The sequence below is a fragment of the Botrimarina mediterranea genome (assembly GCF_007753265.1).
GTDB lineage: Bacteria > Planctomycetota > Planctomycetia > Pirellulales > Lacipirellulaceae > Botrimarina > Botrimarina mediterranea.
The window spans coordinates 1,809,796-1,825,038 of record NZ_CP036349.1 but is presented as its reverse complement, the minus strand read 5'-3'; the positions used below and the strand labels follow the sequence as shown (position 1 = coordinate 1,825,038).

The following is a 15,243-nucleotide window of genomic DNA, read 5'->3' as shown; positions in this document are numbered from 1 at the left end:
GGTGGCCCTCCGCGCTAGCAATACTCCACCGCCATCATCAGGCAATTGACGCCCGAGCCGATGCCCAGCAGCGCGACGCGGTCGCCACGATTCACCGCGCCGGCTTCTAGGCCCAGCGACAAGGCGCTGGGCAGCGCCGCCGAGCCGGTGTTGCCCAGCCAATCGACGGTCGAGTAATCACGCTCCAGCGGCAGGCCCAGTTCGCCGAGCATCATCTTGCGGTGCGCGGCGCCGACCTGATGGCAGAATGTTCGGTCGATTCGTTCGCGCGTCCAGCCGGCGGCGTCGAGCAGCCGCTCGAAGTTCGCCGCGCCGGCGGCGACGCCGGCGCGCATCAGGCGTTCGCTGTCGGTCTGCATGACCTCGGCGAGGCCCTCGCTCTGGCAGAGGTCGTGGTGCGTGGTGTCGGCGTAGACCGTCGACGCACGCAGCCGGGCGCCGGTCCGGCTCAACCGCTGGTGGCAAAGCACCATCGCGGCGCTGGCCGAGCCGATCGTCAACGACGCGAACGAGTTCTTGACCGAGTCGCGCGTCAACGACGTGTCGGCGTTGAGCTTGTCGATGGTGTTGTCCACCAGCTGCCGGCCGCACTCCGTGCCGACGACGATGCCGGCTTCGATCATGCCCAGCTCGATCATCGTCGCGATCTGCAGGGCGCCCGAGAGGATGCCCAGGCAGGCGTTCGACACGTCCTGGACGATGCACCCGTGGGGCAGCCCGAGGGCGTGATGGACGCGACAGGCGGTGGCGGGTTCGAGGCAGTCGCGGCACACCGACCCGTGGAGGCACGCGCCGAACGCCTCGCGCGGCACGCCGCTCTGTTCGATCGCCAGCTCGCCGACACGGCAGCTGATGTCGCCGGGCTTCGTGCCGGGCGGGAAGAACCGCCGTTCACGGATGCCCGACATCAGCTCGAGGCGGCCCGGCGGGAGCCGCAGTCGGTCGTAGAGCGGGGCGAGCCGCTCCTCGATCGCGTCGGAGGTAACAACCTCTTCGGGGAGGATGTGCGTGACCGCCTCGACAAAGACCCGATCGAACCACACGCCAATAGCCCTTGTCTGAAAGTGCTGGTTTTAAGCCGGAACACGCCCGAAACTAGCCGATTGACGCCCCGGCCGATACCTGCCCTTGGAGGACTTCTTGGACAAGGTGGCCTGAGCTGGATCTTACGGTTCTTACGTTAGCGCCGCCGTTCTAGCACGCCATCTTGTGCTAGCAGTCTTGTCGGTGGCCAAAATCTTCTAGCGTCTACCGAGAGGCGTTACGACTCGTTAACTTCACCGCCTACTTGCACCCCACCGATCACCAGACCGCTGACTACGGTCGTCACCAACAGGGGCCGCGCCGAGGGATCGAGCGACAACCAATGTAGCGGCGTTGAGCCCGCAGGGCGCTATCGAAGGATGGCGCCCGGTGAGCGAAGCGTCGAATGGCGTGCTAGGGAAGGCACGTGACGCCGCAAGGTCTCTTCGGAGACGCCGGCGTCGTAGGCACGCCCCTGAGACTGCTGACGACTCCGCCGGGCCAGTGACGGCGCGGTGTGGGGCTCGCCGATTGGCGAGAGAGGGTCAGTCGACTCATCGCTACTGCGTTTGCCAATCGATGCTTCTTGCTCGTCGATACGCTCGTGGCGCATCGCACGACGGCCCTCTCGCCGCAGGGAGTGCAAGCGAAGATGTCGAAGCCGATTATCGCGTTGAACGCAGATTTCCGAGTCGCCGCCGGGGACAAGCCGGCCGTTTCCTACGTGCCCGCTGGGTACTACGACGCTCTGATCGAAGCCGGCGCTCTGCCGGTGATCCTGCCCCCGGTCGAATCACAAGAAGACCTCGACCAGGTCCTGCGGATGGTGGACGGCGTGCTGCTCGTTGGCGGCGCCGACCTCGACCCGCGTCGCGACGGTTGGATGCTCCACCCGGCCGTGCGTCCGCTCGCCCCGCGCCGTGAGACGTTCGACCGCATGCTCGCCCGCACCGTGTGCGAACGCCGCATGCCCGTCTTCGGCATCGGGCTGGGCATGCAGCTGCTGAACGTCACGATGGGCGGCAACCTCTTCCTGCACCTGCCGGAAGACCTCCCCGAGGCGCTGCCGCACCACGACATCCTCGACCCGGCGCACCGACACACGCTAGAGCTCGCCGCCGGTTCGATCATGGACCGCGTTTACGGCGACGGGGAACTCCGCGTCAACAGCCGGCATCACATGGCCATCGACGAGCTCGCCGATTGCTTCACAGTGACGGCGAAGTGCCCGGACGGCGTCATCGAAGCGATCGAATCCAACATGGAAGACTGGTTTGCGATGGGCACGCAGTTCCACCCCGAGGCCGAGACCGCTTCGGCGCTCGACCTGCGGATCTTCGAGGAGTTCCTCACCGGCGTGAAGGAAACCACCGAGCCGATGCGGCTGGTGGCCTGATCGATTCGAAGCACATTGGTTGGCAAGGACGCCGATCAACAGACAGCGCACGGAAGCGCTGCACGACGCGGCCCGGCGCTCAGCGCCGGGCCGCGTTGTTTTGTTTGTTCACCACGAAGGACACGACGGCCCGCTCGGCGAGGTTAGAGATGAACTTGTAGGAGGGGTCTCCAGACCCCGATTACGGCTTCCATCCCGAATCGGCACGGTGCGCGTAATCGGGGTCTGGAGACCCCTCCTACAGACAGCCTTCGGCAATTCACTACGGACGCAGTTCGCCGCCGAGGGTTCGCACGAACTCGCGCAGCCAGGCGGGGTGGGCGGGCCAGGCGGGGCCGGTCACCAGCACGCCATCGACGCACGCCGAGTCGAGGCCCGCCGAGGGCTCGTCCCACACGCCGCCGGCGGCGATCACGTCGGGCTTGCATGCGGGGTACGCCTGCATCCGTTTGCCGGAGATGACACCCGCGGTCGCCAGCAGCTGCGCGGCGTGGCAGACTCCGGCGATCGGCTTGCCGGCGGCGGCGAACTCACGCACGATCGCCAGCACCCGCTCGTCGAGCCGCAGGTACTCCGGCGCTCGGCCGCCGGGGATGACGAGGCCGGCGAAGTCGGCGACGTTCACCGCGTCGAAGTCGCCGTTGATCGCGAAGTTGTGGCCACGCTTCTCGCTATAGGTCTGCGCGCCGTCGAAGTCATGGATCGCGGTGGCGACCGTGTCGCCAACCTTCTTCCCCGGACAGACCGCGACGCAGTCGTACCCGACCATCGCCAGCGCCTGGAACGGGACCATGACTTCGTAGTCTTCGACGTAGTCGCCGACGAGGAAAAGGAGTTGCTTCATTACTTGTAGGGTCCGCTGTGCGGACCGTTCGTTGGATTGAATGTGGCGAATTGGCTCGTTACTTCATACCGCCTAGTACGGTCCGCCCAGCGGACCCTACTCGTCGATCTCCAATTCTCGCGGCAGCCGTTGCACGCGGCCTTCGCGGTCGATGCAGGCGATCGTCGTCTCGGCTTCGGCGACGATCCGTTCGCCGACTTTGATGACGTACGTGTGGTCGATGCGGGCGCCGAAGGCCCGCTCGGTACGGAGCCAGATGCGGAGGACATCGCCGTAGCGCGCCGGGGACTTGTAGCGGACGGTCGCTTTGGCGACGACCAGCAGGATGCCGGCCTCCTCGATCTTCGCGTAGTCGTAGCCCGTGGCGTTGAGCAGCTCGATCCGGGCCAGCTCCATGTACCGCAGGTAGTTGGAGTGGTGGACGACGCCTTGGCCGTCGGTCTCGTAGTAGCGGACGGGGAGGTCGAACTCGTGTTCGCGGGGCATCACGGCGGCAGAGGCAAAGGCTGGGGGCCGTCTGGGGAGAGATCGGCTGGGGAGGCGAGGTGAGCGTCCCCCGAGGCTACCGCCCCCAGCCGGTAGGGGCAACGGAGCCTCCTTTCGGCGAGTTGCAACAAACTGTTGTGCTGTCTATCTTTACGGCTTCTAGCGGCCGCGGCGGGCGGACCGCTCACCTGTCGTGCTAGCTACCCACTCGACGGACCTCGCATGAGCATCGGCGACGGCTCGGCCACCCAGGACCTGACCGCCCGCGGGCACGATTATCCCGCCATCCGGCAGTTCACCGTGTTCCTCGAGAACCGTGTGGGCCAGCTGATGAGCGTCGTGCGTCGTTTCGAAGGGAGCAACGTGCGGATCGTCGCCCTGACGATCAGCGACTCGACCGAGTGCGCCCTGGTGCGGTTCCTGCTCAGCGACCCCGAAGCGGGCCGCGAAATCCTCGAGCGCGCCGGCTTGGCGATCGTCGAGTCCGACCTGATCGGCGTCGAGCTGCCGATGACCAATCAGCCGATGCTGCAAATCTGCACCGCGCTGTTGGCGGCGGAGATCAACATCACGCAGGTCTACCCGCTGCTGGTGCGTCCCAACGGTAGGCCCGCGGTGGCGTTGATGGTGGACAACATCGAGCAAGCGGTCGATACGCTGCTCTCCAAGGGGTTCCACACGATCAACGAGGACGAACTGAAAGCGTTCGACCCGATGGCCTGAAACTCTGCGGATTCTTGACCGCATCGACACGACGCGACTCGCTTAACTGCCCTCTGCCTGCTTCCCGCTGCCTGCTGTTATGGCGATCAATGTCACTTGTCCGAGCTGTTTGAAACGTTTCAACGTCGCCGACGAGCACGCCGGCAAGACCGGGCCGTGCCCCGCTTGCAAGAAGCCGATCACCATCCCGAAGCTCGACGAGCAGGTGGTGATCCACGCCCCGAAGCCGGAGGGGCCCACCGACTCGAAGGGGCGTTCGGTCCTCAAGACGGTCCGACGCAGTGACGGCGCGTTCGACCCGCTAGTGGCGACCGGCGTCGCCGGGGTTGCTCTCCTCTCGCTGCTGGCGGCGTTCCTGCTTCAGGGTGACGATAACGCCATCTGGTGGTGGGCGGGGATGTGCGTGCTGCTAGGGCCGCTCGTCGCTTGGGCAGGCTATGGCTTCCTCCGAGATTCCGAGATCGAACCCTACACCGGTGGCATGCTGTGGCTCCGCGCTGCCGCCGCTGGCGCCGTGTTCGCGCTGTCGTGGTACGTCTATTACCACCTGGCTGGTGTCCTCGGCGAATCGGACTGGCTGACGACGGGCCTCGAGACCTGGCAGATGCTCGTCGCCGGCGGCATCGCGGTAGGCATCGCGACATTCGCGTCGTTCGTCGCGCTCGACCTCGAACCCTTCATGGCGTTCTTCCACTGCTCGCTGTACTTCGTCGTCACCGTGTTGCTACGGGTGGTGATGGCGCTGCCGGTGCTGCCGGGGTTGGTGACAGGGGATGCGGGGTAGACGTTTTCAGCGAGTGGTTAGCGTTTTGTGGCGCACTCCGGGCGCTGACGCTTACGGCTCGCCTTTGATTGAGTTGGCGAGCCGTAAGCGTCACAGGATTATGTAACTGCTAGCAAATGGACGTTTAACAAAGGACTTACGTCGATGATGCACTGCTGCGATAGCAGTCCGACGACGCTTAAGTCCTTATCTGAACGTGGTAACTGCTAGCCCTTGCATAATCCTGGTCAGCGCCCGGAGTGAACCAAGAGCTCGCTCAACGATTCCCAAAGGCCCCGCCTCATGCCCTCCCTCCTCGACATCGCCGAAATCCGGGGCCTCTACGGTTCGGCGACGGGGATGGTGCGGCTGCCGCCGGGGATCGACGTGCCGATCACGCCGCGCGTCAGGCAGCTGATCGACACGCCCGAGTTCCGCCGGCTGTCGCGTATCAGCCAGCTCGGCCTCGTCGCGCAGGTTTATCCCGCCGCCAACCACACCCGGCACGAGCACTCGCTGGGCGTCTACCGCACGGCGATCGAGTACCTGCACAGCCTAGCGAGCGACGAACGTTTCGCCGCGCTGATCAAGCCCGAAGACGCCGAGCTGTTCCTCGTGGCGGCGCTGCTGCACGACCTCGGGCACTGGCCGTTCTGCCACCCGATCGAGGACATGGGGCTACCGCAGACGCCCGACCACGAGTTGTTCGCCAACAGCTTCTTGCTCGAGGGCGAGATCGCCGACGCCCTCCGCGACGATTGGGGCGTCAACCCGCGCGACGTGGTGGCGATGCTCTCCGGCAAGCCGACCGACCGCCGCGGGCGCGTGCTGCGGTCGCTGCTCTCGGGGCCGATCGATGTCGACAAGGCCGACTACCTGGTGCGTGACAGCCTGCACGCCGGCGTCCCGTACGGACAGCACTTCGACCGCGCGCGGCTGGTGCGGAGTTTGTGCCTGAACGAGACCGGCGACGGCGTCGCGATCAGCGAGAAGGGGAAAACCGCCGCGGAGATGATGGTCTTCGCCCGCTACGTGATGTTCAGCGAGGTCTACTGGCACCACGCCGTGCGGTCGGCGACGGCCATGTTCCAGCGGGCGTTCTTCTTGACGTACCGCAACGTCGATCTCGACGCGCTGTTCCGGATGACGGAGCAGCCGTTCGTGACGACGCTCACCGAAGCCGCCGGCGACGGCCCCGCGGCCGAGCTCTTGGGCGGCCTCTTCGGCCCGACGCGGCGGCTCTACAAGCGGCTGACGCAGCACAGCCTGTTCGAATCGCCCGAGCTCTATCAGAGGCTGGCGCGACGGCCGTACCCGTGGCTGGTGCGTTGTGCGGAGGAGTTCGCCGCGGTGATGAGCCGGGCTCTGTCGCGCGTCGTCGCGCCGCACGAGGTGCTGTTCGACGCCCCGCCGACGGAGCTCGAAGTCGAGTTCGACATCGACGTCCGCGACTCGCACAGCGGCGTCTACCGACGGTTGGGCGAGATCTCGCCGATGGTCCGCACCCTCGCGCGCGAGCAGTTCGACGACTACGTCAAACGGGTGCGGGTGTTCGTCCACCCGCGGCTGGCCGATGACGCGCGGTCACTAAGGTCGCTACCGGACTTGATCCACGAAGCGATCGACCGCGTCGATTGACGCTTGCCACTCGAGGCGGGTGCTAGGCGAGCGCGGGTTCTGCGACCGATTCGTCCGTGGGATGGTCGGGGCTGTTGAGCCGAGCCCCCTTCTTGGCCGCTTGGGCGATCTGTTCGTAAGTGACGCTTCCCAGTTCCACGAGGTGATCGATCACCGGCCGTTGGCGCTGCTGCTGGTGCATCAGGAGCGTGGCGACCTGGGCGCTGGTCAGGTAGCCCTTCTCGACGGCGACCTCACCGAACTTGCGGTCAGATTGGAGCTGCTGGGTGCGGATCACTTCGAGCACCTGGCGGACACCGAGTAGCCCCTCCTCGATCGCCACCTGGCCGAGGGGGGGGCGTTCCTCCTCCCGCCGTCCCAGCGCCTCGACATAGTCGTCGGCGGAGACCAAGCCCGATCGGACGAGTGAGAGTTCCAGTTCCACCGCGGACGCTCTGTCGCAGAGGCCTTGTCAGGCACGGAGCAGGGGCAAACGGCGGGGGCCCGCCTTTTCCCAAGCTTGAAAAATCTAGCCCGCCAAGTGGGGGTAAACGCCTACGGATGCCCACGATCTGAAATCGGGCCGCCAGGGCCGCCACCCCCCTAACGGGTGACTTCCCTAGGGGCCCTCCAGGAGCCCCCAGGAGGCCGTTCAAAGCGTTCGGCGGCGGTGGCCTTAAAACCCCTAGCGACCCGCCAGAAGGCCCTAAATGACCCCTCCATGGCGATGTGGACGCATGTATACATTCAGTCCACTCCGCTCCCACCATCGGTACTCGTCTGAGCCGGGGGCGCGAGCCCTCGGTGGGCACCGGGTATCGCTTCCCACCGAGGGCTCGCGCCCCCGGCTCAGACCCAACTTGGGACCCAGATCGGAGCGTACTTGGGACCCAACTTCGGCTCGATGAGGCCCGCGCGATCGTTGCAACCGTGTTGGTAAGGGGTAACGCCTAGGAAGTCTGGAGAAAGGGTGTCCGCTGCGCCGATGTTGCTAGCACGGCAAGCTAAGGCGGCACGCCCGCCCGGCGACGGTCTCTCCCTCCCCCTCCGACTGAAGACGGCCCCCACGATGCAGGCTTCGCGTCCAAGGTACGTGCTGATCGCCGAGACCGAACCTGCGGCGGAGGGGTCGCTGTGGCGGTTCGCCCTCCACGCCGCCGACGCCTCGGTGTCGGTCGCTGCGTGCGACTCCGAGGCGGGCGCCGACGAAGACCGACTGGTGCTGCTGGCGGTGGTCCGCGGCCTCGAGGCCCTCGACCAACCGGCGGACGTGACGGTCGTGACCCGCTCGGCGTCGGTCCTCAAGGGGCTGACCCGCGGGCTCTCCGAGTGGCGTAACAACCACTGGCGCTGGGAGAGCTTCGGCCGCATGATCCCGATCCGCGACGCCGACCTCTGGCGGCGCGTCGATCAGGCCCTGCGGTTCCACACCGTCCACTGCCGCAGCTGGCGGTTCGATCAACCGAGTCCGCCCTCCCAGTCAACGCAACGCAGCGGCCCGCCAAAGCCCCACTTCAAACCGAAGCGCGTGGCGGCGGCCGGCGAGCGGCTCCCCGAAGCCGAGAGCTGGATCGAAGGCCGGCCCGACTCGCCCGCGATGGTGATCGTGCGGACGCCGCGATCCCGCCGCCGGGTGCGGTTCCTCGAGCCCGTCGCCGTCGCCGGCTGAGCCCGCCGCGTCTCAGCCAACCGAACAACTCCCCCTCCCAGGCCCCGTCTCTCCCCGACGCAGTCCCTGATAGCCAACCGCGAAGGACCCCTCCCCGTGCGTACGCAAGTTTCCCTCGACGCCATCGGCGCCCTGTCCGATGGCCGGCACGAGAACCCGTTCGACATCCTCGGCCCGCACGAAGTGGTGGACCAAGGCCGCCGCGCGCTGGCGGTGCGGGCGTTCCGTCCCGATTCGCAGCAGATGTGGCTGGTGGACCCGGCCGCTGGGAGTTCGCGTCCGATGCGGCGAATCCACCCTGCGGGGCTGTACGAAGCGATCTGTCCCATTGAAGATGGACTAACTGGGAAGGCCACGAAGGCCAGCGACTATTTGATCCGAGTTTCCGATTCCCGAGGCGGGCGACAAACGATGCACGACCCCTACGCGTTCCAGCCGCTGCTGACGGAGTACGACCTCCACCTCCTCAACGAGGGGACGCACTACGACGCCTACGAGCGGATGGGCGCCCACCTGCGGGAGATCGACGGCGTCGTCGGCGTGAACTTTGCCGTCTGGGCCCCCAACGCAGAGGGGGTCAGCGTCATCGGTGAGTTCAACGGCTGGAGCCGCACCACGCACCCGATGCGCAAGCGGGTCCCCAGCGGCATCTGGGAGCTGTTCATCCCCGGCATCGACGCGGGGACGCTCTACAAGTTCGCCGTCAAGCAGCCAGGCGGCCACGTCGTTGAGAAGTGCGACCCCTACGCCTTCGCCGCCGAGGTGCCGCCACGCACCGCCAACATCGTCACGGACCTGGGCGCTCACCAGTGGGCCGACGGCGACTGGATGGCCAGCCGGGTCGAGCGGAACGGCCTCGACGCGCCGATGAGCATCTACGAGCTGCACCTCGGCAGCTGGCGTCGCGACCCGGCGGACCCCGACCGCTGGTTAAGCTACGGCGAGATCGCCCCGCAACTGGTCGAGTACTGCCAGCGGATGGGCTACACGCACGTCGAGCTGATGCCCGTCAGCGAGCACCCGTTCACCGGCAGCTGGGGCTACCAGACCGTCGGCTACTTCGCCGCCACCAGCCGCTACGGCACGCCCGAAGACTTGATGGCGTTTGTCGATACGCTGCACCAAGCGGGCATCGGCGTGATCGTCGACTGGGTCCCGGCCCACTTCCCGAAGGACGACCACGGCCTGCGGCGCTTCGACGGCACCGCGATGTATGAGCACGAAGACCCCCGCCAGGGCGAGCACCCCGATTGGGGCACGCTGATCTTCAACTACGGCCGTAACGAGGTGTCGGGCTTCCTGCTCGCCAACGCCCTGTTCTGGTGCGACAAGTACCACATCGACGGCCTGCGTGTCGACGCGGTGGCCTCGATGCTGTACCTCGACTACAGCCGTGAGGGGAGCGACTGGATCCCCAACAAGTACGGCGGGCGTGAGAACCTCGAGGCGATCGACTTCCTCAAGCGGTTCAACGAGGTCGTCCACGAGCGGCACCCCGGCGTGCTGACGATCGCCGAAGAGTCGACCGCCTGGGGCGGCGTCTCGCGGCCGACGTACCTCGGCGGCCTCGGCTTCAGCCTCAAGTGGAACATGGGCTGGATGAACGACACGCTCCGCTACATGCGGCACGAGTCGATCCACCGCAAGTACCACCACGACGAGCTGACGTTCTCGCTGATCTACGCCTTCACGGAAAACTTCTGCCTGCCGTTCAGCCACGACGAAGTGGTGCACGGCAAGGGCTCGCTGATCGACCAGATGCCGGGCGACCTCTGGCAGAAGTTCGCCAACCTGCGTTTGCTGTACGGCTACATGTGGACCCACCCGGGCAAGAAGCTCACCTTCATGGGGAGCGAGTTCGGGCAGTGGAACGAGTGGAACCACGACACGTCGCTGCAATGGGACCTGCTCCAGTGGCAGACCCACCAGGGCCTGCAGAACTACGTCGCCCACTTGAACCACCTCTACCAGAAAGAGGCTTCGCTGTACGAGGTGGACTTCGACGGCGCCGGCTTCGAGTGGATCGACTGCCACAACCACGAGGACAGCATCCTCGCCTTCATGCGGAAGGCGAAGGACCCGAGCGACTTCACGATCTCGGTCAGCAACTTCACGCCGGTGCCGCGCGTCGGCTACAAGCTGGGCGTCCCCGAGGTCTGCTTCTACGAAGAGATCAGCAACAGCGACTCGACGTACTTCGGAGGCAGCGACCTGGGCAACTCGGGCGGCGTCATGGCCACAAGCCGCGGCGCCCAAGCCCGCCCCGCATCGATCGAGCTGACACTGCCGCCACTGGCGACCGTGATCCTCAAGCCGCGTCGTGGGTAGGCTGGCCCACTCGGCATGTAGACCATGTTACCGGTATTCGCGCCGCGGGCCCACGACAGGGAGTTCACCGACCTGTCAACGGCCCCGGCGCGACGACGTTCCGCGCGGTAGCAGTTGGAAACGTTAGCTTGCTGGGCTACCCGTCTAGGATCGAGACGCTGGGCCGCGCGGGCGGAAGCGTCCACCATGCTCCTTTGTAGGGCCCCGCGTGTTACGTCGATTTGCCCCTACATTCTTCGCATTCCCCGCCATTTCTGCGGTGGACCGTAGCATCGTCCCTGCACGTCGCGGCGAATTCTGGTAGACTACTGACATACGCGAGGCGGCGTTCGGCACGCCCCCTCGCCTCGCCTACCTCCACTCCGGCCGAAGCGCCGGGTCCGCGGGCTCTAGGGAAGCCGTTATCCCGCGGGCATTTTCTAGTTCAAGGGCTATTCGAGGGGCGCGGTCCAGGCCTGCCCCGCGGCTCGCTCTAGCCGGTCCCAGGATGGGAAGCGGCGATACAATAAAGGAACCCATGGCAAAAAATCAAAACACGTTCGAGAAGATGCGCCGCGAGGCGGACAAGAAGCGCAAGGCGAACGAGAAGCGCGCACGCAAGCAGCTCAAGAACAACGACGGCGCCGAAGTCGCCGCCGAGCCCGCCACGCAGCGCCAAGCTGTCCGTCGGCTCACCGACGCGGAAATCCTCCGCATGGCCCGCAACGCTTAGGGCGTCGCCCCAGCGGCTTAATATCTCACTACACCGCGAGGAGGCCGACGATGCTCACCAACTCGGAACAAAAAGCCCTGGGGCAGTTCCGCGAGTACCTGATGACCCCCAATCAGATGCTCTGCTTCTCCGGCCCGAGTCTCGACACCAACCGCGCGGCCCTCGAGTCGCTTGCGGATAAAGACCTGCTCGCCCGCGAACGCCCCAAGGGAGCGTACTCGCTCACCAATCGCGGCTACTCCGCGATGCGCTCCTGCCGCTGACGCTGACGCGTTGGGATTAGGGGCTGAGGGGCTAGGCGAGGGTGTGAACGCACGTCTTCGACGCTGTTCTTCCGCAGTATCTTTCTAAGAATTGACGCGCGAAGACTGCCGAGCCAGGAGCGTAGCGCCGGAAGCATAGCGGGGACACGCCTGTGTGCCACTTAGGTGTTGCGCGCGTTAGCGCCGCTCGCCCCAGATCGGCCAGTGGCGGCCGCCGTGCTCCACGAGTTGCGCGACTCCTACGCCGTAGGTTTTCTCTAGCGACGCCGCCGTCACCACTTCGCCCGTCGCGCCGACGGCAACGATGCGGCCTTCACCGATCAACAGCGCCCGCTCAAACTGCGGCAGCACTTCTTCGACGTGGTGTGTGATCATCATCACGGCGGGTGTCGAAGGCTCGGCCATCAACCCGCCGAGCCACATTAAGAAGCGCTCGCGTGCTGCAGGGTCCATGCCGGCGCAAGGTTCGTCGAGCACCAGCATCACCGGCTCGGTCATCCGCGCGCGGGCGACGAGGACCTGTTGGCGTTCGCCTTGAGAGAGCACCCGTAACGGCTTCTCCGCGAGTAGGCCGACGCCCATCGCTTCGAGCAACTTCCTCGCATCAGAAAAGTCGGCTTCGGTGACAGTGCGATCACTCATCGCCCGCAAGCCCATCTGTCCGAAGCGGCCCGAAACGACAAACGAGACGGCCGACTCTTCGGGCGGGGCGTACGCGAGCACCTCGCCCGACACCCAACCGAGGCGTTTCCGCATCTCGACAAGGTCGGCTAGCTCTTCGCCGAGCCGTTTGACGACGCCGCTGGTGTGCCAGCGATAGCCGCAGGCGACCCGCATCAGCGAGGTCTTGCCCGAGCCATTCGGCCCGAGGATCGCCCAGTGCTCGCCCGCTTCGACCCGCCAATCGATGTCGAGCAGGATGTCGGTCTCCTGCTGGCGGAACCCGGCGCGGCGCATCTCGATGAGGGGAACGGGGTTGGGCATGGGAGGTTGGCTTGAAGTGCTGGCTTCCGCGGACTGGCATGATCGCCGGATGGCTGGAAAGTCGAAAGGGGAAAGTGGAAAGTGGAAATGCACGCAGCGATTCCCGACCTTCCGCATTCAACTTTCCCCTTTCGCCGTTCAAATGACCAATCGCGAGATCGCCGCCGCGCTCGAAGAGGTCGCCGACCTGCTGGAGTTCCAAGGCGCCAACCCGTTCCGTGTGCGGGCATATCGCAACGGCGCGCAGAAGGTGAAGGACGCGCCGAAGTCGCTGCTGACGATCGTCGGGGATTCGGGCGCGGAGGCGCTGACGGCGATCGATGGCGTCGGCAAGGACTTGGCGGAGAAGATAGCCGAACTCGCTACGAGCGGCACGCTGGCGATGCTCGACGAGTTGCGGGCCGAAGTGCCGGCGAGCGTCATGGCGCTAATGCGAGTGCCGGGCATGGGGCCGAAGAAGGCGGCGACGCTGCACAAGGAGCTGGGCGTCCAGTCGCTCGACCAGCTACGCGCCGCGTGCGAAGCGGGCGAGGTGCAGAAGCTCAAGGGCTTTGGCAAGAAGACCGAGGAGACGATCCTTGCCGGCATCGAGCACGCGGCGAAGGCCGGTGAGCGTGTGCGCTGGGCCGACGCCGACGCGATCGTGCAACGGCTGCTCGCGCACATGGACGGCGTCGAGGCGATCAAGCGTCGCGAACCCGCCGGCAGCTATCGGCGTGGGAAGGAAACGGTCGGCGACCTCGATTTGCTCGTCGATGTTGGCGCCACGATGGACGCCAAGACCGTCGCGACGGTGATGGATCGCTTCGGTGAGTTCGAGGGAGTCGCCGAGGTGATCGCGCGCGGCGATACGAAGATGTCGATCCGTTTGGATAGCGGCTTGCAGATCGACTTGCGGTGCGTGCCGAGCGAGTCGTTCGGCGCCGCCCTGCAATACTTCACGGGGTCGAAGGAGCACAACGTCGAGGTCCGCGGCCGTGCGAAGGCGCGGGGGCTCAAGGTCAGCGAGTGGGGCGTTTTCAACACGGCTGACGACACGCGTATCGCGGGCGACACCGAAGAAGAGGTCTACGCGGCGATTGGCCTGCCGTGCTTTCCGCCAGAGCTGCGCGAGAACCGCCAGGAGTTTGCTGCGGCCGAAGCGGGCGAGCTGCCACGGCTCATCGAGCTGTCGGACCTGCGAGGCGACTTGCACATGCACACCTCCGCGACCGACGGCCGCGGCACGCTTAGAGAGATGGTCGCCGCCGCCCGCCAGCGTGGCCTCGAATACATCGCGATCACGGACCACTCGAAGCGCGTCACGATGGCCCATGGCCTCGACGCCGACCGGCTTCGCGCGCAGTGGAAAGAGATCGATCTCGTCAACGAAGAGCTGCAGGCCGAGGGTGCGGAGTTCGTCGTCCTCAAGGGCATCGAGTGTGACATCCTCGAAGCGGGCCCGATGGACCTGCCCGACGACGTGCTCGCCGAAGCCGACTGGGTGATCGCCAGCCTGCACTACGGCCAGAATCAGCCGCGAGCAAAGATCATGGAACGGCTGCTCGGCGCGGTCGCCCACCCGAGCGTCTCGATCGTCGCCCACCCCACCGGCCGCCTGATCGGCAAGCGCGCGTCGTACGACGTGGAGGTCAACGAGCTGATCGCCGCGTGCGTCGAGCACGGCAAGCTATTAGAACTCAACGCCAACCCGATGCGGCTCGATCTCGACGACGTAAACTGCGCCGCGGCTAAAGCCGCTGGCGTGCCGATCGTGATTTCCAGTGACGCCCACAGCACCGAGGGGCTTGATGTGTTGCGATACGGTGTGCTGCAGGCGCGGCGGGCGGGGCTTGAACAGTGGGATGTTTTCAATACTCGCCGCTTTAATTTCTGGGAAGCCGACAAGGCGTCTGGCCTGTTCCCCCGTGCCAGCGTTGCGTGGCGCAACAAGCCCGTCACGGAAAAGATCGCTTACTTCCTTGCACGCCACCGCGCAGCTCTGACAAAAGGTGACAACAAAGCTGCGGCATTCTGTAAGCAGGATATTGGATACTCGATCGGATGGTTAGTTGAACAGAGTTTCAAGAAGGACAAGGTTACTTGGCCAAATGTTTGGATAGATGGTGGATGGTATACAAACCTTACGATTGGGAAGGACAGATGGACTGCTGAAGGGTGGCTAGTTGCCGTCCAGGGACAAGAGAAGTGGAGGTTGGCGCCCTTCGTTGGTCAGTTTCAACTTAGCGAAACGACTGTATCGCCTTACAAAATCGACATCGGATTGCGTCCCAGCGCCTTCGAAAAGCACGACGAATGGTCGATCCCCTACACTAGAGATGCGTCGCGTGATGAAGCGTTGCGCAAGGCGCTCGCGGACCGCGAGAATTGGCCGACGCATTTCGCGGGCTGAGAAGTTAGGCGAGCCGGCGACGCAAGTCTTCGGAGGACGCTTG

The 15,243-nt window shown here is 65.5% G+C and carries 14 protein-coding genes; 9 read left to right on the top strand and 5 right to left on the bottom strand.

All coding sequences use genetic code 11. The features are described 5' to 3' along the window. Nucleotides 1-14: 14 nt before the first annotated feature. Nucleotides 15-1,043 (bottom strand): 3-oxoacyl-ACP synthase III, encoded by a 1,029-nt coding sequence (locus tag Spa11_RS07265; RefSeq protein WP_145110042.1) that lies wholly within the window; start codon nt 1,041-1,043, stop codon nt 15-17. Nucleotides 1,044-1,675: 632 nt separating this feature from the next. On the opposite strand from Spa11_RS07265, the gene Spa11_RS07260 reads away from it, so the two are divergent. Beyond that, complete coding sequence (locus Spa11_RS07260; protein WP_145110039.1) at nt 1,676-2,419, top strand: gamma-glutamyl-gamma-aminobutyrate hydrolase family protein; 744 nt, start codon at nt 1,676-1,678, stop codon at nt 2,417-2,419. A 262-nt stretch (nt 2,420-2,681) separates the two neighbouring features. Here the strand turns inward: Spa11_RS07260 and Spa11_RS07255 are convergent, their stop codons facing one another. Together Spa11_RS07255 and Spa11_RS07250 are read right to left on the bottom strand one after the other, a co-directional pair. Continuing rightward, entirely contained in the window at nt 2,682-3,263 is a 582-nt protein-coding gene (locus Spa11_RS07255) for a DJ-1/PfpI family protein (protein ID WP_145110036.1), read from the bottom strand. 96 nt (nt 3,264-3,359) lie between these two features. Beyond that, the gene (locus tag Spa11_RS07250; protein WP_145110032.1) at nt 3,360-3,749 is read right to left on the bottom strand and encodes an acyl-CoA thioesterase; all 390 of its coding nucleotides are present in this window, start codon (nt 3,747-3,749) and stop codon (nt 3,360-3,362) included. A gap of 222 nt (nt 3,750-3,971) precedes the next feature. On the opposite strand from Spa11_RS07250, the gene Spa11_RS07245 reads away from it, so the two are divergent. From Spa11_RS07245 to Spa11_RS07235, 3 genes are all read left to right on the top strand, one after another. Continuing rightward, nucleotides 3,972-4,472: an acetolactate synthase gene (locus Spa11_RS07245; RefSeq protein ID WP_145110029.1), complete on the top strand. Its 501-nt coding sequence runs from the start codon at nt 3,972-3,974 to the stop codon at nt 4,470-4,472. A 79-nt stretch (nt 4,473-4,551) separates the two neighbouring features. Further along, complete coding sequence (locus Spa11_RS07240; protein ID WP_145110026.1) at nt 4,552-5,256, top strand: zinc ribbon domain-containing protein; 705 nt, start codon at nt 4,552-4,554, stop codon at nt 5,254-5,256. A gap of 282 nt (nt 5,257-5,538) precedes the next feature. Beyond that, nucleotides 5,539-6,873 carry an HD domain-containing protein gene (locus Spa11_RS07235; RefSeq protein ID WP_145110023.1) on the top strand — a complete coding sequence of 445 codons (1,335 nt, stop codon included), beginning with the start codon at nt 5,539-5,541 and terminating at the stop codon, nt 6,871-6,873. A 22-nt stretch (nt 6,874-6,895) separates the two neighbouring features. Here the strand turns inward: Spa11_RS07235 and Spa11_RS07230 are convergent, their stop codons facing one another. Continuing rightward, nucleotides 6,896-7,297 (bottom strand): hypothetical protein, encoded by a 402-nt coding sequence (locus Spa11_RS07230; protein WP_145110020.1) that lies wholly within the window; start codon nt 7,295-7,297, stop codon nt 6,896-6,898. Nucleotides 7,298-7,921: 624 nt separating this feature from the next. Between Spa11_RS07230 and Spa11_RS07225 the strand changes: the two genes are divergently transcribed. From Spa11_RS07225 to Spa11_RS07210, 4 genes are all read left to right on the top strand, one after another. After that, nucleotides 7,922-8,521 carry an RNase H family protein gene (locus tag Spa11_RS07225; RefSeq protein WP_197529808.1) on the top strand — a complete coding sequence of 200 codons (600 nt, stop codon included), beginning with the start codon at nt 7,922-7,924 and terminating at the stop codon, nt 8,519-8,521. Nucleotides 8,522-8,617: 96 nt separating this feature from the next. Further along, nucleotides 8,618-10,849, top strand: a complete 2,232-nt coding sequence (glgB, locus tag Spa11_RS07220) for a 1,4-alpha-glucan branching protein GlgB (protein WP_145110014.1) — start codon at nt 8,618-8,620, stop codon at nt 10,847-10,849. A gap of 517 nt (nt 10,850-11,366) precedes the next feature. Continuing rightward, complete coding sequence (locus Spa11_RS07215) at nt 11,367-11,561, top strand: hypothetical protein (protein WP_145110011.1); 195 nt, start codon at nt 11,367-11,369, stop codon at nt 11,559-11,561. A gap of 50 nt (nt 11,562-11,611) precedes the next feature. Then, nucleotides 11,612-11,824: a hypothetical protein gene (locus Spa11_RS07210; RefSeq protein ID WP_145110007.1), complete on the top strand. Its 213-nt coding sequence runs from the start codon at nt 11,612-11,614 to the stop codon at nt 11,822-11,824. A gap of 177 nt (nt 11,825-12,001) precedes the next feature. Here the strand turns inward: Spa11_RS07210 and Spa11_RS07205 are convergent, their stop codons facing one another. Beyond that, complete coding sequence (locus Spa11_RS07205; protein ID WP_197529807.1) at nt 12,002-12,808, bottom strand: ABC transporter ATP-binding protein; 807 nt, start codon at nt 12,806-12,808, stop codon at nt 12,002-12,004. Between the two features lie 142 nt (nt 12,809-12,950). Between Spa11_RS07205 and polX the strand changes: the two genes are divergently transcribed. Continuing rightward, nucleotides 12,951-15,200 (top strand): DNA polymerase/3'-5' exonuclease PolX, encoded by a 2,250-nt coding sequence (gene polX, locus Spa11_RS07200; RefSeq protein WP_145110000.1) that lies wholly within the window; start codon nt 12,951-12,953, stop codon nt 15,198-15,200. Nucleotides 15,201-15,243 lie beyond the last annotated feature (43 nt).